This is a genomic window from Pseudomonas sp. BS3782 TE3695 (assembly GCF_050435305.1).
In the GTDB taxonomy this organism is placed as follows: domain Bacteria; phylum Pseudomonadota; class Gammaproteobacteria; order Pseudomonadales; family Pseudomonadaceae; genus Aquipseudomonas.
In genome coordinates, this window is sequence record NZ_JBNDKB010000001.1 from 931,769 (window position 1) to 951,608 (window position 19,840).

The following is a 19,840-nucleotide window of genomic DNA, read 5'->3' on the forward strand; positions in this document are numbered from 1 at the left end:
CGAAGACCTGACCACGACTCGGACACCGAGCAGGGAAGGATTGGACTGGAGCAGCAAACACCAACCGCCCTCGGCGCGTTCAACCGGGCCGGGAGGGGCGGTTGCAGGCGATTGCGGATGGCGATTTTGGTTACCACCGGAATAGTGCCGTGAACATTTTCTGGTCTTGCTGGCCGAGCCCGCACATGGCGCTGGGGTTGACCGACGAGGCTTCCAGAACGCCGTTGATTTTGCGTACGGCCTGGGATTTTGTATCGCAGTCCCGACTAGGCGGCGGTTCGGGGACGCTCCGTTCGACCAGGAAAATCGGGACGTCTCTGAACATTTCTACCCGCAATTCACCCTTTGGGTTCAGGTTGAAATAGCACGGCCATTCCATACCCAGTACCAAATGAGTCTGATCCGGTTTGAGGACGGCGCATTGACCGTTCTGGTCGACTAGCTTAAGTAGCTGGCCAGCGAACGTTCCTTGAGTGCGAGCGGGCGCGTCGAGTTGGTCTGGATCGGTTTCAGCGCAGGCATTCAAACTGATCAGCAGGCCGCACAGGAGTGTCGCTCGGAGCATTGGCCCTATCATGTCAACTCCCAGAACCAGACCTGTCTGGAAAGGAAATCACCATCAAAGAAACCTTTGGTTCGGCCACGATTCCATAGGTCGATGTGGTCACCTGAGCGCTCACTTTCAGGCTCGTTTGCACGGCTGAAGCAATCCTTGAAAAAGATGATTCCGGTCTTCTGGCTGAGTGTCAGCCGATCGGCTGCGCTACCACTCAAAATAGTCGGACGCCCCAAATGATGCCGCCACAGCCAGTTCGCCAGAGACTCGGCGCCACGGGCATGGTCATGCTTGCATTTTGGGTCGGTGTAGGTCGACTTGTTGACCTTGATGGTCAGCTCGCCATTCAACGCGACACTCATACGAATCGCGCACTGGTTGCCCCAGGGCTGGTCGCATGGATCCTTGACGGTGGGATAGCTGCTCCACAAATTAATAAACGAAGGCTTGGCCATGACTCAGACACCGGATAGGAAAGGATTGGATTCGAGCAAGCACCAAAACACCCCCGGTGCATAACGCCGGGGGCATCTTCGATTACACCTTGACGTTCTGACGGATGTTCCAGCCGAACTTGACCGGCCCGCCTTCCTTGGTGCCATCGGCTTTCTGCGGCTGGTAGTCCACCAGCACCTTGGCGAAGTTCAGGGTGAGGTTTTCGGTCAGGCGATCATCGCTGCCCGAGCCGCCGGTGCTCAGGGACGTGACCAGCACTTCTTCCAGGTTGATGATCATGTACTCGACCTGGCTTTCGCCGCCGGCCTTGCGCACGGTCAGCTTGACCTTGTCGATGTGCTTGCCGCTGGCGCAGTGCATCATCAGGTTCGGTGAGGCTTTGTCGACGAACTTGGTCAGCGACAGGTCCTGGACGTTCACCTTGCCTGCACCACCACCGCTGCCCACGTGCATGTTGCCGGACTGAGACATGCCCCAGCTCCAGTTCAAGACGTCGATCTCGTCCTTGTGGGCCTTGTCCATGGACTCGCCCTTGATGTCGCCGATCTTGATGAAAATATCAACAGCCATGTTTTCTCCCTGTGTGGTCTCTACCACATTGTTTGGTTAACGCCGACCTTGCGAAATCTCTTTGAATGTCAGGCAAGACACAGAACCTGTGGGAGCGGGCTTGCTCGCGAATGCGCCGGATCAGTCGACATCAATGTTGGATGATCAACCGCTTTCGCGAGCAAGCCCGCTCCCACAGGGAGCAAGCCCTATCCACAAATCCGCTTGTTTACGCGCCTTTGGCCGAAGGCAGCTTGGATACCAGGCGCAGCGACACGGTCAGACCTTCGAGCTGATAGTGCGGGCGCAGGTAGAACCTGGAGTTGTAGTACCCCGGGTTGCCTTCCACGTCCTCGACGATCACTTCGGCCGCCGCCAACGGGTGCTGGGCCTTGGTGGTTTCGGTGGAGTGCGCCGGATCACCGTCGACGTAGTTGAGGATCCAGTCCTGCAACCAACGCTGCATCTCGTCCTTCTCTTTGAAGGAGCCGATCTTGTCGCGCACGATGCACTTCAAGTAATGAGCGAAACGGCAGGTGGCGAACAGGTATGGCAGGCGCGCAGCCAGGTTGGCGTTGGCGGTGGCGTCCGGGTCGTCGTACTCGGCGGGTTTCTGCAACGACTGGGCGCCGATGAACGCGGCGAAGTCAGTGTTTTTCTTGTGCAGCAGCGGCATGAAACCGTTCTTCGCCAGTTCCGCTTCACGGCGGTCCGAAATGGCGATTTCGGTCGGGCATTTCATGTCCACGCCACCATCGTCAGTCGGGAAGGTGTGCGCCGGCAGGTTTTCCACTTCGCCGCCAGACTCCACGCCACGAATGCGCGAGCACCAGCCGAAGTGTTTGAACGAGCGGTTTATGTTCACCGCCATTGCGTAAGCGGCGTTGGCCCAGGTGTACTTGGAGCTGTCAGCACCGTCGGTGCTTTCTTCGAAGGCGAAGGCCTCCACCGGATCGGTCTTGGCGCCATACGGCAAACGCGCGAGGAAGCGCGGCATGGTCAGGCCGATGTAGCGCGAGTCTTCCGATTCGCGCAGCGAGCGCCAGCCGGCGTATTCCGGAGTGGTGAAGATCTTGGTCAGATCGCGCGGGTTCGACAGTTCCTGCCACGAGCCCATACCCATCACGGTCGGCGATGCGGCTGCGATGAACGGCGAGTGCATGGCGGCGCAGACTTTCGACAACTCGCCCAACAATTCCACGTCCGGAGGCGACTGGTCGAAGTAGTAGTCACCCACCAGGCAACCGTAAGGTTCGCCGCCGAACTGGCCGTATTCTTCTTCGTACATCTTCTTGAAGATCGGGCTCTGGTCCCACGCGGTGCCCTTGAATTTCTTCAGGGTTTTGTGCAGGTCGGTCTTGGAGATATTGAGCACGCGAATCTTCAGTTGCTCATCGCTCTCGGTGTTGTTGACCAGGTAATGCAGGCCACGCCAAGCGCTTTCCAGTTGCTGGAAATCGGGGTGGTGGATGACCTGGTTGACCTGGGCGGTGAGCTTGGCGTCGATGGCGGCGATGATCGACTCGATCGACTTGATGGCGTCGTTGGACACCAGGTCGGTCTGCGCCAGGGCCTGCTCGGCCAGGGTGCGCACGGCGGTCTCGACGGCTTCGCGAGCGCGTTCGGTCTTGGGTTTGAATTCTTGCAGCAGCAGGGAGGCGAACTCGCTGGCTTCTTCGGTGGTGCTCAGTGTCTGAGCGTCTGCACGTACTGAATCGGTCATGATCATTCGTCCTGATTAAGCCTGAGGCTCGGCTGGCTTCGGCGCACTGGCAAGCGCCTGGAGCAGCGCCGGATCCTTGATGGCCTTCATGATGATTTCTTCGGCACCGGTCTTGCCGTCCATGTAGGTCAGCAGGTTGGCCAGTTGGGTGCGCGCTTCGAGCAACTTATTCAGCGAGTCGACCTTGCGCGCCACGGCGGCCGGGCTGAAGTCGTCCATGCTTTCAAAGGTGATGTCCAGGCTCAGGTTGCCTTCGCCGGTCAGCTCGTTGGGCACATGGAACGCGACGCGTGGCTGCATGGCCTTGAGGCGCGAGTCGAAGTTGTCGACATCCACCTCCAGGAACTTGCGATCGGCCACAGGTGCCAGAGGCTCGGCGGGCTTGCCGGCGAGGTCCGCCATGACGCCCATGACGAAGGGCAACTGGACCTTTTTCTCGGCGCCGTAGAGCTCGACGTCGTACTCGATCTGCACTCGAGGCGCACGGTTGCGCGCGATGAATTTCTGAGAACTTTGCTTCGCCACGTTGCTGCTCCTGGTCGCTCAAGCGACGGTGTTGGCGTCATCGGTGGTACCGCTGACGTGACTGCGTGATCCGTTCGCTTTTATTCGCTGTCTGGTCCGCGCAGGTTTTCAAATTGGCTCATGCCGTCGGGAATCAGGTTGCGCACGATGGCCGCAAAGTCGGCGTGCACCAGATTCTTCGCCCGGTTCAACAGCACCGGCAGCGGGCTGGAGGGCTCATGACGGGTGTAGTACGCAAGAATCCGGTCCAGGCTGCGCAGCACGTCGTCGCGGTTGTTGATTTCGCCAGTGCCGGTACTGCGCGGTGCACTCGGTGCGGTGGCGTATTCAACCGGCGCGGTGCTGTCTTCGCTGAGGGTATCGGGCAGGGGGCTGTCGCCGCTCTGGGGGGCGAACTGGCCGAGAATCTGCAGGGCCATTTTTAGCGGTTGCTTCAACGGGCCAAGGTCAACGCCCTGGGCGGACCCGATTTGTTCGCTGACCTGTTGCTCGATGGCCTCGGCGACACTGCGGGCCTCGTGCAAAGCAGCGCGGGTGATTTCCAACTGTTCGGGATCGCTGTCCAGGAACGCCCCGGCGAGCTGTTCGGCGCCGAGGTTTTCGTCAGGGAAGCTTTGGAGGCCGCTGGCATTGGCGGCGGCGCGCAGGCTGACAGCGCCAAAGGTTCGCGAACGGGCCAGGATGCTTTCGCGCAGCAGGCGAATAGTGGCATCGGACGTCAGGCCGGCGAGGGCATTGATGCGCACGGTGGGATCGTTGTCGTCTTCGGCATCCAGGCGCGGATGCAGGTCGGCCCAGTATTGCTTGAGCAATTCGCTGATCAGTGTCAGGACGCGGGCCAGGCCGGTGACGCCTTCGAGGGCAAGGGAACTTTGCAAAAGGTAATGGGTGATACGCAGGTCTTTGCTGCGTTGCAACAGAACCAGACTTTGCTGCTGGATGCTGCGCCATTCAGGGGGAGCGGCAGGCAATATCGAATCGCCCATGCTGCGCTCGGGTTGGCCTTGGGAATCGCGTTCCAGGCGCAAAAAATCCGCGTCATATTCCAAATCTTCACCACAAGGCGAAGTCGCGGAAACGGCGGCAAGCAGCAAAGACACTTCCACTGAATTTGATCTCCATATCGCCCGACTGACAGTCGGGCTATTCACACGTTAGTTCCAGTGGAACTTCACATGTTTCCTTGAGTGTAATGGCCCTTTGGATACGCAGTGATCTTAAAGTGCCATCATTGATATTCAAGAAGTTGTGCATTTTTGGTGTAGTACTTATGGCTTGTCAAGGTAAGCTATTTCCTCTGTGTGACAGATGTGAAGTGCTTAACAACCCGCGCGACCGATAGGTCGAAGCAGGCACTGATGCAGGTTTTTTGTCACGCAAGCCGGTTAAGATCAGCAATCATGCTGGTAAAAAGCCGTTTCAAGGTTGTTTTTGCAAGGTTGTCGGAGCGAGTCTGGCGGGAGTGAATCCCGATTCGCCCGCGCGCAAAGTGTTCAGCAAGGAGGCAAGATGTCGCTGTGTTTGACTATCACTAGTTATCACAAAATTACCCCTGGCCAGTGCCCTGAGAAATCAATGGATCAGGGCGTGATGGCAATTGGCCGTAATTCTGATAATGACTGGGTATTGCCCGATCCAGAGCGTTTGGTGTCCGGCAAACATTGCGTTGTTCAATATAAAGATGGCCGCTATTACTTAACTGATAACAGCACTAACGGTGTGGAATTGGTCAAGGCCGGTATTCGTCTGCGCAAGGGCAACAGCGAGCCGTTGCAAGATGGCGAAGTTATCCGCATCGGTGATTATGAAATCCAGGCGCGTATCGATTTCAGTCTGCCGGTGACCGACGGCAACCCTTTCGTCGATTCGTCTAGCAGCTTTGAAGCCCTGATGGGGCGTCAGGGCGCCGTCGTGAATACGCCGACGTCGTTGCCCGTGACACCACCTGCACATTTTCAGGGTGTATCGGCCATGGACACGATGCCGGACCTGTTCGACTTTCTGACACCGACCGGCGTTCCGCCGGCTACCCAGCCCGACCATGTCCCGGCCGAGCAGCACGACTTCCGCCCACCGACCCCGATCCCTGTCCCAACGCCCGTGGCCGGGCCTGCACCGCTGGCGTCGGCCCCGGTGATTCCGGAAGATTGGGACCTGCTCAGCGACAAGCCTGCACCGGTGGCGATGACCCCTCTGCCTGTTACAGAGGTTGCGCCGCCACCCGGACCTCACATCAGCGTACCGATCGAACCGGCACCCCTGTGCGAACCGCCCGTGGCTGTCGTCGAACGCCCGGTCGATCCGGTCAGCCCGGCCGGCAATTCTCAACCCGACCTGCTGCAAGCCTTTCTGCGCGGTGCCGGGCTGGATCAAATGCGTCTGGACAAGGCTCAGGTCGAGGCACAAATGGAAAGCATTGGCCGCAGTTATCGGCTGATGGTCGAAGGCCTGATCGATGTCTTGCGTGCTCGCAGCAGTCTCAAGGGCGAGTTCCGCATTCAGCAGACGATGATTCAACCGGTGGAAAACAACCCGCTGAAATTCGCTCCCAATGTCGACGAAGCCTTGCTGTTGCTGTTGCGTCACAGCAATCAGGCGTTCATGGCGCCGGACCTGGCTGTGCGCGACAGTTTTGATGACTTGCGTGCCCACCAATTGGCCGTGATGGCCGGCGTGGAAGCGGCGATCAAGCACCTGCTGGCGCGCTTCGAGCCGGCGCAGCTGGAAGAGCGCATGGGCAAGCCCGGTGGCCTGTCGAGCATTTTCAGTGGCTCGCGACAGGCCCAGTACTGGCAGCAGTTCACCGAGCTCTACAGCAATATTTCCCGCGAGGCCCAAGAGGATTTTCAGGACCTGTTCGGTCGGGAATTCAGCCGCGCCTACGAAGAACACAGTACAAGGCAGCGCCGCGGCTGAGCATCGCCATCGCATAGCGCCATTGATAGTAAAGAACGGAACAACGGATAGCTGAAACGTCATTGAGGACGCAGGATGATTCCCAGGTTTTTACTCGCAGTTGCCACCGCGCTTCTGTTGACCGCATGTGCCAAGGATACGGCCAAACCCCAGCCCTCAGAGGCTGAGGCCGAAGCCGACACGGCCGCCATCGAGTTGCACTTTCACGCCATTGCCGGGCTCAACCCCGGTGCCACTGGCCAGCCAGCCCCGGTCCGGGTGCGTATTTTCGAATTGAAAAATGCCGCCACCTTCGGCCGTTCCGATTATTTCGCACTGGCCGAACGGGCCCAGGCGACGCTCGGCGCCGATCTGATCGATCAGGACGAAGTGCTGATCCAGCCCGGCCACCAGTTGAGCCTGCAGCGCGACCTCGATCCGGCCACCCGCCATATCGGCGTGCTGGTGGGGTATCGCGAACTGGACCAGTCGTTGTGGCGCACGGTGATGAATGTCCCGCCACGCCAATACACCGAATACCAGATCAGCCTCGACGTACGAGCCGTGCGCAGCGCCGTCGTGGTTTCCCCATCCAGCCCTGCCCAATAAGCAATCGGAGCCCCCATGTCCTGGAACAATCGTGTGGTCTGGTCGGAAGGCATGTTCATTGGAACGCAGCACTTTCAGCAGCATGACCGTTACCTGGAGAACCTCATCGACGCCCGGAGCCGCCCGTTGTCGGCCGGCGCCTGGGGTTTCTCCGAATTGCTGATCGACCAGGGCCTGCTGGCCCAGGGCAAACTGGCGATTATTTCAGCGCGGGGCCTGCTGCCGGACGGTACGCCATTCAATGTCCCCCAGGATGACCTGGCGCCGAGCCCGCTGAACATCGACGATAATTTGCGCGATGGCCTGGTGTATCTGGCCTTGCCGCTCAAGCGCGCCGGGGCGCGCGACACCGTCGATGAAGGTGAAGTGCCGGGCGCTGCGCGCTATGTAAGCCAGGTGCGCGAAGTGCGCGACGACAACGCCCCGTTCGAAAACTGCGCACCGGTGGCGGTGGGTTCGCGAGCGCTGCGATTGTTGGTCGCCCAGGATGGCATCAGCGACTACGCCGCCATCGGCCTGGTACGAATCAAGGAAAAACGCGCCGACCGAGCCTTGGTGCTCGACGACACTTACATCCCGCCGCTGCTGGATGTGGCCGCATCCAAGCCCCTCGCCGCGTTCCGCAGTGAACTGTTGGGCCTGCTTCATCAACGTGGCGAAGCCCTCGCCGGGCGGGTGGTGGCATCCGGTGCCGGCGGCGCCTCGGAGATTGCCGATTTCATGCTGCTGCAACTGGTCAACCGTGCTCAGCCGTTGATTCAGCACTTGAGTCAGTTGAGCCCGTTGCACCCCGAGCGGTTTTACAGCGAGCTGGTGAGCCTGGCCGGGGAGTTCTCGACCTTTACCGCTTCCGGGCGGCGGCCTCAGGAATACCCGCAATACCAACACGATGACTTGGCGCTGAGTTTCGCGCCGGTGATGCAAGCCCTGCGTGAGGCGCTATCGATGCTGATCGACAGCAAGGCCACGCCGATTCCGATCGTCGAAAAAGCCTACGGCGTTCATGTGGCGATGCTGGCCGACAAGGCCTTGCTCGACAGTGCCAGCTTCATCCTGGTGGTGCGCGCCGACGTGCCCGCCGAGACCCTGCGCAGCCACTTCGGCCAACAGAGCAAGGTCGGCTCGGTGGAGCACATCCGCAACCTGGTCAACCTGCAATTACCGGGCATTGGCCTGCTGCCACTGCCGGTGGCGCCACGGCAGATCCCGTATCACGCCGGCTCCACCTATTACGAACTGGACCGGGGCAGCGAGCATTGGCAGCAACTGGCCAACTCCGGCGGTTTTGCGTTCTACATCGCGGGGCAATTCCCGGGGCTGAACCTGGCTTTCTGGGCGATCCGAGGATAAACCGCAATGAGCAACGACGATCGTACCCAATTCATGCCGACACCCGGTGGACGTGGCGCCGACCCGGTCCGCCCGGAGGCTGGTCGCGGCCAGGCCGCGCCGCTTTCGATGCCGGCCGCGCCGCTTTCGATGCCGGCCGCGCCGCTTTTGATCGGCACGGCCGAAGGTCTCAACCCCCTGGAGAGCGCCGCTGGCCCGTTGCTGGCTTTGCTGACCCGCTTGCGCAACACCATTGCCCACCCGGCGCCGGCGAGCCTGCGCGCGCAATTACTGGCCTACCTGCGCCAGTTCGAGGAGCGGGCCGAGGCTGCCGGCGTGGTGCGCAACGATGTGTTGCTGGCCCGTTACGCCTTGTGCACCGCCTTGGATGAAGCGGTGTTGAGTACGCCGTGGGGTGGTGCCAGCGACTGGGGCAAACAGAGTCTGCTGATCACCGTGCATAACGAAGCCTGGGGCGGCGAGAAGGTGTTCCAGCTGTTGGAACATTGCCTGCAAAGCCCCCGCGAGCGTTTGTATCTGCTGGAGCTGTTGTACCTGTGCATGTGCCTGGGTTTCGAAGGGCGTTATCGAGTCATGAACGACGGTCGCAGCCAACTGGAAGCCTTGCGTGAACGCACCAGTGCAGTCATCCGCAGCGCCCGTGGCGATTATGAACGTGAACTGTCTCCCCATTGGCGCGGCGTCACCGTGGCCCGCGACCGACTCGCGCAATTCATGCCGCCGTGGATCGCCGTGGCCATCGGCGTGGCGTTGCTGCTGGCATTGCTGTTCGGCCTGCGCTTGAAACTGGCCGCCGATGCCGAGCCGGTGTTTAAAAATATTCATGCGCTGGGCGAGATCCCGGTGCAGGCCATCGACCGTCCGGTGGTGCAACCGAAACTGATCGAGCGTCCCCGTCTGGCAGGCTTCCTCGCTGATGAAATCAAGGCCGGCCGGGTCGCTGTGGAAGATGCCGTTGACCGTTCAGTGGTGACCATCCGTGGCGATGAGCTGTTCGCCTCGGGCAGCGCCAGCATCGTCGACAATTTCCAGCCGCTGATGCTGCGCATCGCCGATGCCGTTCGCAAGGTCAAGGGCCAGGTCCGGGTGACCGGCCACAGTGACAATCGCCCGATTGCCACCTTGCGGTTTCCATCGAATTGGGCCTTGTCCGAGGCGCGGGCCAATTCGGTACTGCAAATCCTTTCGGCCAAAACCGGCCAGCCCGAACGCTTCAGCGCCGAAGGCCGCAGCGATACCGAGCCGCTGGCCTCGAACGCAACGACAGAGGGCCGCGCACGCAATCGTCGGGTCGAAATCACAGTGTTGGCGGAGGGGGTCGAGTGAAGGCGTTTTTCGGTTTTATCATCCGCTGGGTCATTCCGTTGCTGGGGCTGATCGCCCTGAGCCTGATCATCTGGTTTGTCGGGCCGTTGCTCGAATTGCTGGTGCCCGAAGGTCGGCGCTGGGCGCTGATCATTCTGGTGTTTGCGGTGTGGATCGCCTATCGGGTGTTTCGCATCATCCAGGCGCGCCGACAGGCCGCCGAAGTGCTGCGCAGCCTGGCGGCGCAAACCCCGCCGGACCCGACCAGCATCGCCACAGCCGAAGAGCTCGAAACCCTGCGCCAGCGCATGGACGAAGCCTTGGCGTTGTTGAAGAAAGCCAAGCTGGGCGGTGACGAACGACGCAATCTCTACGAACTGCCGTGGTACGTGATCATCGGCCCACCGGGTTCGGGCAAGACCACGGCGCTGGTCAATTCCGGGCTGCATTTTCCGTTGGCGGCGCAGTTGGGCGCCGGAGCCGTGCGGGGCGTGGGCGGTACGCGCAATTGCGATTGGTGGTTTACCGATCAGGCCGTGCTGCTCGACACCGCAGGGCGCTACACCACCCAGGACAGCGACGCGACAGTCGATAAAGCCGCGTGGCTGGGGTTTCTCGGCCTGTTGAAAAAACAGCGGGCCCGGCGTCCGATCGACGGCGCGTTTATCGCCATCAGCCTTTCCGATCTGCTGCTGGGCAATGACGCCGAGCGCGCTGCCCATGCCGCCGCGATCCGCCTGCGTATCCAGGAGCTGTACACGCAACTCGGTGTGCGCTTTCCGATCTACCTGATGCTGACCAAGCTCGATCTGGTGCCAGGGTTCATGGAGTATTTCGATACCCTGAGCAAGGAAGAACGGGCCCAGGTCTGGGGTATGACCTTTGCCCTGGACGACGGCAAAAACAATGACAGCCCGTTGGCCCATCTGCAAAGCGAATTCATCGGCCTGGAACAGCGCCTCAACGATCGTTTGGTGGAGCGTTTGCAACAGGAGCGCGACCCGGCGCGGCGCGATCTGATCTACGGTTTCCCGCAACAGTTCGGCGCATTGAAGGATTGCCTGCAAAGCTTCCTTGAGGGCGTATTCAAACCCAACGCCTTTGAAGAGCGGGTGCTATTGCGCGGGGTGTATTTCACCAGCGGCACCCAGGAAGGCAGCCCGATTGACCGGCTGATCGGCTCCATGGCCCAGAGCATGAACCTGGACCGTCAGCACCTGGCGCGCCAGAACGGCACCGGGCGCAGTTACTTCATCGAAAAACTCTTCAGCGCCGTGGCCTTTGCCGAGCGTGGGCTGGTGGGGGTCAATCCGAAAGTCGAACGTCGGCGCAAGTGGCTGGCCCGGGGCGTACTGGCCTCGACTGTGGCCCTGGTGCTGGTGGTCGGGACATTGTGGTGGGTCAGCTATCGCGCCAACCAGGCGTATATCGCGCAAGTCGATCAGAAAGTCTCGCCCCTGGGCCAGGCCGTGCAGAACCTCAGCCCGGCACAACGGGACGTGCTTGCGGTGTTGCCTTTGCTCAACGCGGTGAAGCACCTGGCCGACGATTCGCCGAACTGGGCCGAAGGCCTGGGCCTGTATCAGGGCGACATGCTTGAAGCCGAGTCTGGCAGCGTCTATCGCAAGTTGTTGATCGCAGTCTTCGCGCCACGCTTGCTCACGCGCATCGAAGAGCAATTGCACGGTGGCGGCAATTCGGACTTCCTTTACGAAGGCTTGAAGGCCTACCTGATGCTTGCCGACAGCGAGCATTACGATGCCGACTTCATCAAGGCGTGGATCGCCCTGGACTGGGATCGCAGCCTGCCGCGCGACTTGCCGGCCGAGCAGCGTTTGGCCCTGGAGGAGCACTTGCAGGCGCTGTTCGAGCGCCATCCGCCCACCGCACGTCTGGACCCGCGGCTGATCGACGACCTGCGCCGGCAATTGCAACAGCTGCCGGTGGCCCAGCGTGTCTATGACCGGGTCAAGCGGCAGAAACTGCCCGACGACATCCCGGACTTTCGTCTCAACGAAGCGGCCGGGCGCGATGCCGCGCTGGTGTTCAGCCGCAAGAGTGGCAAACCGCTGGGCGAACCCTTGAGCGGCTTCTTCACGGCCAAGGGTTACCGTCAAGGGTTTTTGCTGACCAGCCTGAACCAGACCGGCACCCTGGCCGAGGAGCAGTGGGTGCTCGGTCGCGACCAGGCAGAACAACAGAATGTCGCCAGCCTGGCCGCCGACGTGCGCCGTCTGTATTTCCAGGATTACCAGCGTCAGTGGGATGCCTTGCTGGCGGATATCGACTTCGTGCCGATCACCAGCGTGGCCCAGGCCGCCGATGTGTTGCGGGTGATTTCCGGCCCGACCTCGCCGTTGAAAAAACTGCTGGTAGCGGTGGCGAAGGAAACCGACCTGCAACAGGAAGAACACCTGCTGGCCGCCAAGGGCGCGCCGGTGGAGGGCGGGGTCGACAAGCTCAAGGAACGCTTGGGCACCTTGCTCGGCCAGGAGCAGGCGACGCAAAACACAGCGGATGCCGGTGAAGATCCCATCACCGCGCATTTTGCCGAACTCAACCGCATCGTCAGCAAAAACGAAGGCGAGCCGGCGGCCATCGACGGCCTGCTGGCCGACATGAACGCCCTGTATGTGCAGGTCAGCGCCATGGTCGGCGCCAGCGGCGACGCCTTGCTCGGCGAAGCCAAGAACCAGGCCGCAGCGGCCGCGACACGGGTCAGTCTCAACGCCGAACGTCAGCCGCCGCTGGTGCAAGGCCTGGTCAAATCGGTGGTCAACTCCACCACCAACAGCATGATGGGCGGGGTACGCAATCAACTGAACGCGGCCTGGACCAGTGAAGTGGTGAACATCTATCGCCAGTCCCTGGCCGGGCGTTACCCAATGTCGCCGGGCAGTGCGCGAGACGCGACCCTGGACGACTTCGGCCAGTTCTTCGGCGTGGGCGGGGTGATGGACAACTACTTCCGCAAATACCTGCAGCCGTATGTGGATACCTCGACCCAGGCCTGGCGCTGGCAGCCGGGCGCCGCACAGAAGCTCGGCATTGCTCCGGGCGTGCTGCAAACCTTCCAGCGGGCAGCGACCATCCGGGATGCGTTTTTCCGTTCCGGCGGCACCCAGCCGATGGTGCGCTTCGAACTCAAGCCAGTGGCGATGGACGCCACCATCACCCAGTTTTTGCTCGACCTCGACGGTCAGCAATTGAGCTACGACCACGGTCCGAGCCGCCCGACCGCCATGCAATGGCCCAACCCCGGCAGCATCGGCGTGGTGCGGATCTCGATCATGCCGCCCTCGTCCAGCGGTCGTTCCGGGATCACCCTGGACGGGCCTTGGGCCTGGTTCCGACTGCTGGAGCAATCGGACCTGACCGCCGGCAACTCGCCGGACCGCTTCAACCTGCGGCTGCGAGTCGACGGCGCCAGCGCCTCTTATGAGCTGCGGGCCAACAGCGCCTTCAACCCGTTCAAGAGCCGTGTGCTCAGTGGTTTCAGCCTGCCGGAGCGCTTATGAGCACGCCGGGCTTCTATGGAAAGCTGGCCAGTCGCGGGGATTTTGTCAGCCGTGGCTTGCCGCAGAGTTTTATCGGCCCCTGGGATTCGTGGCTGGCGGCGGGCCTGCTCGCCAGCCAAAGCCTCGGGGACCGTTGGCTGGATGCCTATCTGGTCAGTCCGTTGTGGCGCTTCATGCTCGGGCCAGGTGTATGTGGGCCGCAGGCCGCCGTTGGGGTGGTGATGCCAAGCATCGATCGGGTTGGCCGGTATTTTCCGCTGACGGTCGCGGTGCTGCTGGATCACGACGCTGACCCGGCGTCGGTTGTCGTCGGCTCGGATGTCTGGTTTGAGCAAGTCGAGCAATTGCTGTTGAGCACGTTAAGCGTGGAGGCGAGCTTCGAAGCCTTCGGTGCAGGGCTGGAGACGCTGGGCAGCCCGGCTTGCCTGCCGCGTGCTCCAAGCAGCCGTTTTGCCGGCCTGCATCGTTTTGATGTCACCGACCCGAAGGCGCGGATGACCGCGCTTGTCGAACTGGCCTGCGAAGGCGCAAGTCTTTGGTGGGGCCAGGGTTCGGAGCGTATCGCCCCTGCTTTATTGCGGTGCCAGGGCCTGCCGGCCGCCGCTGATTTTGCGCAATTTTTGCTCGGCCAAGAAGGTGTTGTGTAGATGTGTCCAAGCGTTGGAAAGACGTTCAAGTCTGCAAGCAAGAGCCATGTCGGCATGGTCCGCCAGGTTAACGAAGATGCTTGCCTGGACCTGCCGGAAAACGGCCTGTGGGTGGTTGCCGATGGCATGGGCGGGCACGCGGCGGGCGACTACGTCAGCAGTCTGATTGTCGACAGTCTGCGTAGCATTGCCGTAGGCCGCTCACTGGATGAATACGTCGCGGCGCTGAAAACCGATCTGCTGCGGGTCAACGCTGCCGTGCGTGAAGAAACCGCCAACCGCGGCGTGACCATGATGGGCAGCACCGTGGTGGCGCTGGTGGCGCGTGACTTGCGCGGAGTGTGCCTGTGGGCGGGTGACAGCCGCTTGTATCGCCTGCGTAAAGGCCGGCTCAAAAGCATCTCGCGGGACCACAGTTACGTCCAGGATCTGCAGGACAGCGGCCTGCTCAGCGAAGCTGAAGCCCGGGTGCATCCACGGGCCAATATTGTCACCCGCGCCGTCGGGGTCGGGGCGCAACTGGAACTGGCGATAGTCGAGCTGCTGTTGATGCCCGGCGACAGTTACCTGTTGTGCAGCGACGGGCTGAACAAAACCGTTACCGACCAAGAGATCAGTGAGGTGCTTGGCCATGACGAACCCAGTGAAATCGCCAGCAGCCTGGTGTCCCTGGGCCTGATGCGTGGCGCTCCGGACAACATCACCGTCATTGTCGTGAAGGTGCCGTCATGAATTCCGCCCTGCACATTCTGATCCCAGGCTATGACATCGACGGCGAGATCGGCGAAGGCGCCATGGCCAACGTTTACCTGGCGACCCAGCGCTCGCTGGAGCGCAAGGTGGCGCTGAAGGTCATGGCTGCCTCGCTGGCGGCGGACCCGAGTTTCTGCGAGCGTTTCCTGCGCGAAGGTAAAACCCTGGCGCGTCTGTCTCACCCGCATACGGTCACCATCCATGACATCGGCCATGTCGGTGAGCTGTATTACATGGCCATGGAATTCCTGCCCAATGGCACGCTCAAGGAGCGCATCGCCGCCGGCCTGACGCCGGAGCAGGGCCTGATCTATATCCGTCAGATCGCCTCGGCCCTGGGCTATGCCCATGGGCTGGGGCTGGTTCATCGCGACGTCAAACCGGCGAACATTCTGTTCCGCGCCGATGGCACGGCGGTGCTCTCCGACTTTGGTATCGCCAAGTCCATGGATGACCGCACCCAGTTCACCCAGGCCGGTTTCGCTGTCGGTACGCCCAGCTACATGAGCCCGGAACAGGCGCGTGGCCAGGACATTGACGGCCGGGCCGATCTTTATGCCCTGGGTGTGGTGCTCTACGAAATCCTCGTCGGCAAACTGCCGTATACCGGCAACGACGCACTCTCCACGGCCCTGGCGCATTTGACAGAACCGTTGCCGGAGCTGCCAGTACACCACGGTCGCTATCAAGAAGTGCTGCGCAAGTTGTTGGCCAAGGATCCGGCCGACCGTTTCCCGGACGCAGCGGCGCTGTTGCAGGCGCTGGAAAATCTGCCTCGGGAATCGGTTGAAGCGACCACCATCCGGCCGTTACCAATTCCGGTATCGCCGATTGCGGTTAGCAATGACCTGGCGGGATTGACGCCGGTGTCCATCGATATACCGACCGGCCCCGCGCAGCCACAACCTCGGCCCACTCCGGTTCCGCCGACTATGAAACCGGCGCCGTCGTCCACAGTCTCGGAGCAGCGAAAGAGGCCGGTGTTCGCCCTCGCCGCCGTCGCGGTGGCCGTGGCGCTGGTCTTGGGCGGCACGGGTTATTGGTGGCTGTCCGGTGACGTCGAAGCCGACGCCAAGGTGCCTGTGGTTTCAGCACCGCCGGCCAGCACGCCGCCGACCGTGGCGCCACCCGTAAAACCCCCTGTGGCGACGGAGGTCGATGGCGGTCAGCGTCCGCTGCTGATGGCCGGCAAAAAAACCTTGTTCCAGCGAGTACTCAGCAAGCCGGGGGCGAAACTCGCCAGCGAACCGGGGGCCACCCCTGACAAGGCCTTGCCGGCGTTTTCCGTGCTTTACGTCTATCAGCGCAAAGAAGTCGATGGCAGCCCGTGGCTGCGTGTCGGTGCCGCCACCGACGGGCGCAGTGACGGCTGGTTGCCGGCCGCGCAAATCAGCGACTGGAAGCAAAGCCTGGTACTCAAGTTCACCGAACGCTCCGGCCGTGCGCCGGTGATGTTCCTGCGTCAGCCCGGTGACGTGGAGAAGCTGCTGGCCGATCCGTCGACGGCAAAAAACCTGCTGCTCAAGGCCCAGCAGGATCGCGAAGACAACCAGCAGGTACTGGCCCTGGAACCGGCCGCCAGTGCGGTGCCGCAGAATCAGTTTTACCTGTTGCCGATCTTCGACTCACGCGAGAGCTTCGATGAGAACGGCCAGCCGGTGCAGTTGCTGAACGTGGCGTCCATCGACCCCGGCAATGCTCCAAAAACCGCAGCCAACAACACACCAATCACCACCGCCAATGCCGACGCGTTCCGCACTGCCGTGGTGTTGGTCGTTGACACCACTGTGTCCATGCAGCCCTACATCGATCAGGTCCGCGACGTCGTACATCAACTGCAAACCCGCATCGCCGAGCGGGACGAGCAGGACAGTGTCAGCTTCGGCCTGGTGGGGTTTCGCAGCAGCACCCAGAAAACCCCGGGCCTGGAATACGTCGCCAAAACCTTGATCACCCTGGACCAGGGCCGCGACCCACAGCGCTTCATGGACCTGGCGCGGCAGGTCAAGGCGTCCACGGTCTCGAGCCATTCGTTCAACGAAGATGCGTTTGCCGGTGTGATGGAAGCGGTCGAGGGCATGGACTGGTCCGGCTATGGCGGACGCTTGATTCTGTTGGTCACCGATGCCGGTGCCTTGCGCAAGAACGACTCGTATGCCGCCACGCAAATGAACGAGGCCGAAGTGCGCCAAGCCGCGCTGGGCAAGCAGATCAAGATCTACGCCTTGCACCTGCTCAGCGATGCTGGCAAGAAAACCCACAGCGGTGCGCAAAGCCAATACCGCACCCTGACCGCCGACGCCAACCCACAGATCGGCGACCTGTACATTCCGGTGCCGGGCGCCGATGTGCGCAAGTTCGGTGAGCGGGTGGACGAGATCGGTTCGGTGTTTGCCGACCTGGTGCATCAGGTACGTAGCGACAAGCCGCAAACCGTGCCGCTGCTGAGCGCCGCGCCGAGCCTGAGCGACAAATCGGCGGCCGTCGGCTACGCGATGCACATGGACTTCCTGGGGCGTAAAGCCGCCAGCCAGGCGCCGCAACTGGTCAGCGCCTGGACCGCCGACCGCGACCTGACCAACCCGGCACTGCCGGCATTCCAGGTGTGCGTGATGCTGACCAAGTTGCAGCTCAACGACTTGCAGCAATCGCTGAAACTGATCGTCGATGCCGCCCGCAAGACCCAGACCTCGCCGAAGAGTTTCTTTCAGGAAATCGCCAGCGCCAGTGCCTACATGAGCCGCGATCCCTCGGCCTTGCGCAAGGGTGGCAACCTGGCCGATGGCGGGGTGCTGGGTGAGTACCTGGAAGGGCTGCCCTACCGCAGCAAGTCGTTGAACATGACCCAGGATTTGTGGCTTTCCCTGAGTGTGGCCGAGCAGGAGGACTTTATCGACGAGCTGGATTCGAAGATCCGCCTCTACGAAACCTTCCACAACGACTTGGCTAACTGGGTGCGTTTCGGCGATGCCGAGCCGGGTGATGCCTTGTACCGCGTTCCGTTGTCGACGCTGCCGTGATGCTGAACATGAGTGCAGTGCACAAACACCGGGGCGTTGGCAGCCACCGTTACAGCCTGATGATCCCTCAGCTGCAACTGCGTGCCGGTGAGCAATTGGCGGTGGTCGGTCCCAGTGGCTGTGGCAAAAGCACATTGCTCGATTTGCTGGCGCTGGTGCTGGCGCCGGATCAGGCCGGGCAGTTTGATTTTGCGCCTGGCCAAACCCTCACGGACATTACCGGGCTGTGGCGCACAGATGCGCAAAGTGCCTTGGCGGACCTGCGCCGCCGGCACTTGGGCTACGTGCTGCAAACCGGTGGCCTGCTGGATTTTCTGGACGTGCGCGGCAACATCGACCTGTCGCGCAAACTGCTCGGTTTGAAAGACGACGGCAGCGTGGATCGCCTGGCCGGGGCGTTGGATATCGCCGATCAATTGAGCAAAAAGCCGGGTGACTTGTCCGTCGGCCAACGGCAACGGGTGAGTTGCGCCCGCGCCCTGGCCCATGGGCCGCGTTTGCTGCTGGCCGACGAACCGACCGCAGCCCTTGATCCGCTGAACGCCGAACGAGTGATGCAGTTGCTGGTGACCCAGGCCCGCGAATATGGCGTGTGCTGCGTTGTCGCCACCCACGATGAATCACTGGCCCGCGCCAGCGGTTTGCAGGTGCGGCGCATCAGTTGTCATCGCGACGTTGATGGCGGTGTCACCGCCACCCTCGAGGAGACCTGCTGATGCGCAGCGCGCTGGTGGCTTCCCTGGCCTGGCAGGATTACCGCAACGATGCGTGGCTGTCGGCCTGTTCGGTGCTGGCGCTGGTGGCGGTGGTCGCACCGCTGCTGGTGCTGTTCGGCTTGAAATTCGGCCTGGTCAGCAGTTTGACCGAGCGCCTGGAAAACGACCCGGCCACCCGGGAAATCATTCCCTTGGGCGGCGGCCGGTTCAGTGCCGCGTTTATCGCACAATTGAGCCGGCGCAGCGACGTGGCTTTCGCCTTGCCGCGCACCCGGCAGATTGCCGCGACGACGGATCTGAGCGCTGGCGCTTCGACGGTGACCGTCGAAATGATCCCCACCGCCGCCAACGACCCCTTGCTCGGCAGTCTGCCGGTGCCCCAAGGGCTGGATCAGGTGCTGCTCAGCCAGACCGTCGCCGAAAAGCTCGGGGCCAAGGCCGGTGATTGGCTGCAGGCCAGTTTCGGTCGGCAAATAGCTGGTCGTGGCGAGGCGCAGCGCACTCGCGTCCAGGTGCTGCACGTTCTGCCGCTGGAAGCCTTCGCCCGGGACGGATTGTTCGCACCGTTGGCCTTGCTGGAAGCGGCTGAAGATTATCGGGACGGTCGCGCCGTGCCAGCGTTCGGTTGGCCAGGTGATGCGGTGGGTGTGACGGAGCAGCGGGTGTATCCGGCGTTCCGGCTGTACGCCCGGCGTCTCACGGATGTCGAGCCGCTGCGTCAGTACTTCGCTGCGCAGAATCTGCTGGTCTCGACCCAGGCTCAGGCGATCGCCCAGGTGCAATCGCTGAGCCGCAACCTGTCGATCGTATTCTGGATCATCGCCGGATTGGCTTTGGCGGGAGCGTTCGCGGCGATTTTTGCCGGTGCGCTGGCGGCGGTCGAGCGCAAGCGTCGAGCGTTGTCGGTGTTGCGCCTGCTGGGGTTTTCCACGGCGGCGCTGTTGCTGTTTGTTGTGTTGCAGGCGCTGTACAGCGCCGGTCTCGCGGCTCTGCTGAGCGCCGGGCTGTATGGCTTGGCGCAATCGGGCCTGAACCATTTATTTGCGCAGGCGCCGGGCGAATACGCCAGTCATCTGTTGGCACATCACTACGCGTGGGCCTTGGTAGCCGTGCTCGGCGTCAGCGTCGTGGCGGCGGCCTGTGGTGGCTGGCGAGTGGCGCGTATCCAGGCGTGTGAAGGAATCCGAGATGTATAAGGTATTGGGCGCCGCCATGGCG

The 19,840-nt window shown here is 61.8% G+C and carries 16 protein-coding genes; 10 read left to right on the forward strand and 6 right to left on the reverse strand.

The window, feature by feature from the left end; all coding sequences use genetic code 11:
* Positions 1-130: 130 nt before the first annotated feature.
* The 6 genes from ABH909_RS04135 to tssA form a co-directional block, all read right to left on the reverse strand.
* On the reverse strand, positions 131-565 hold the full coding sequence (locus ABH909_RS04135) for a hypothetical protein (RefSeq protein WP_429430711.1): 435 nt from the start codon (positions 563-565) through the stop codon (positions 131-133).
* An 8-nt stretch (positions 566-573) separates the two neighbouring features.
* Positions 574-1,011, reverse strand: a complete 438-nt coding sequence (locus ABH909_RS04140) for a type VI secretion system amidase effector protein Tae4 (RefSeq protein WP_218395549.1) — start codon at positions 1,009-1,011, stop codon at positions 574-576.
* Positions 1,012-1,093: 82 nt separating this feature from the next.
* Entirely contained in the window at positions 1,094-1,582 is a 489-nt protein-coding gene (locus ABH909_RS04145; RefSeq protein WP_429430712.1) for an Hcp family type VI secretion system effector, read from the reverse strand.
* Between the two features lie 208 nt (positions 1,583-1,790).
* Positions 1,791-3,284, reverse strand: a complete 1,494-nt coding sequence (gene tssC, locus ABH909_RS04150) for a type VI secretion system contractile sheath large subunit (RefSeq protein ID WP_007894498.1) — start codon at positions 3,282-3,284, stop codon at positions 1,791-1,793.
* Between the two features lie 15 nt (positions 3,285-3,299).
* Positions 3,300-3,809 carry a type VI secretion system contractile sheath small subunit gene (gene tssB / locus ABH909_RS04155; protein WP_007894500.1) on the reverse strand — a complete coding sequence of 170 codons (510 nt, stop codon included), beginning with the start codon at positions 3,807-3,809 and terminating at the stop codon, positions 3,300-3,302.
* An 80-nt stretch (positions 3,810-3,889) separates the two neighbouring features.
* Entirely contained in the window at positions 3,890-4,915 is a 1,026-nt protein-coding gene (tssA, locus tag ABH909_RS04160; protein ID WP_429430713.1) for a type VI secretion system protein TssA, read from the reverse strand.
* A gap of 403 nt (positions 4,916-5,318) precedes the next feature.
* Here tssA and tagH point away from each other — a divergent pair, with 403 nt between their 5' ends.
* From tagH to ABH909_RS04210, 10 genes are all read left to right on the forward strand, one after another.
* Positions 5,319-6,725 carry a type VI secretion system-associated FHA domain protein TagH gene (gene tagH, locus ABH909_RS04165; RefSeq protein ID WP_429430715.1) on the forward strand — a complete coding sequence of 469 codons (1,407 nt, stop codon included), beginning with the start codon at positions 5,319-5,321 and terminating at the stop codon, positions 6,723-6,725.
* A 75-nt stretch (positions 6,726-6,800) separates the two neighbouring features.
* Positions 6,801-7,313: a type VI secretion system lipoprotein TssJ gene (gene tssJ, locus ABH909_RS04170; RefSeq protein ID WP_429430717.1), complete on the forward strand. Its 513-nt coding sequence runs from the start codon at positions 6,801-6,803 to the stop codon at positions 7,311-7,313.
* 15 nt (positions 7,314-7,328) lie between these two features.
* Entirely contained in the window at positions 7,329-8,663 is a 1,335-nt protein-coding gene (gene tssK / locus ABH909_RS04175; RefSeq protein WP_429430719.1) for a type VI secretion system baseplate subunit TssK, read from the forward strand.
* A 6-nt stretch (positions 8,664-8,669) separates the two neighbouring features.
* The gene (locus ABH909_RS04180) at positions 8,670-9,989 is read left to right on the forward strand and encodes a DotU family type VI secretion system protein (RefSeq protein ID WP_429430721.1); all 1,320 of its coding nucleotides are present in this window, start codon (positions 8,670-8,672) and stop codon (positions 9,987-9,989) included.
* Positions 9,986-13,486 (forward strand): type VI secretion system membrane subunit TssM, encoded by a 3,501-nt coding sequence (gene tssM, locus ABH909_RS04185; RefSeq protein WP_429430723.1) that lies wholly within the window; start codon positions 9,986-9,988, stop codon positions 13,484-13,486. Before ABH909_RS04180 ends, tssM begins: the two co-directional genes overlap by 4 nt.
* Complete coding sequence (tagF, locus tag ABH909_RS04190) at positions 13,483-14,133, forward strand: type VI secretion system-associated protein TagF (RefSeq protein WP_429430725.1); 651 nt, start codon at positions 13,483-13,485, stop codon at positions 14,131-14,133. Before tssM ends, tagF begins: the two co-directional genes overlap by 4 nt.
* Positions 14,134-14,865, forward strand: coding sequence for a PP2C family protein-serine/threonine phosphatase (locus ABH909_RS04195; RefSeq protein ID WP_429430727.1), 732 nt, complete (start codon positions 14,134-14,136; stop codon positions 14,863-14,865).
* Positions 14,862-17,906: a serine/threonine-protein kinase gene (locus ABH909_RS04200; protein WP_429430729.1), complete on the forward strand. Its 3,045-nt coding sequence runs from the start codon at positions 14,862-14,864 to the stop codon at positions 17,904-17,906. Before ABH909_RS04195 ends, ABH909_RS04200 begins: the two co-directional genes overlap by 4 nt.
* Positions 17,906-18,622, forward strand: coding sequence for an ABC transporter ATP-binding protein (locus ABH909_RS04205; RefSeq protein WP_429439743.1), 717 nt, complete (start codon positions 17,906-17,908; stop codon positions 18,620-18,622). Before ABH909_RS04200 ends, ABH909_RS04205 begins: the two co-directional genes overlap by 1 nt.
* Positions 18,622-19,818, forward strand: coding sequence for an ABC transporter permease (locus tag ABH909_RS04210; RefSeq protein ID WP_429430731.1), 1,197 nt, complete (start codon positions 18,622-18,624; stop codon positions 19,816-19,818). Before ABH909_RS04205 ends, ABH909_RS04210 begins: the two co-directional genes overlap by 1 nt.
* Positions 19,819-19,840 lie beyond the last annotated feature (22 nt).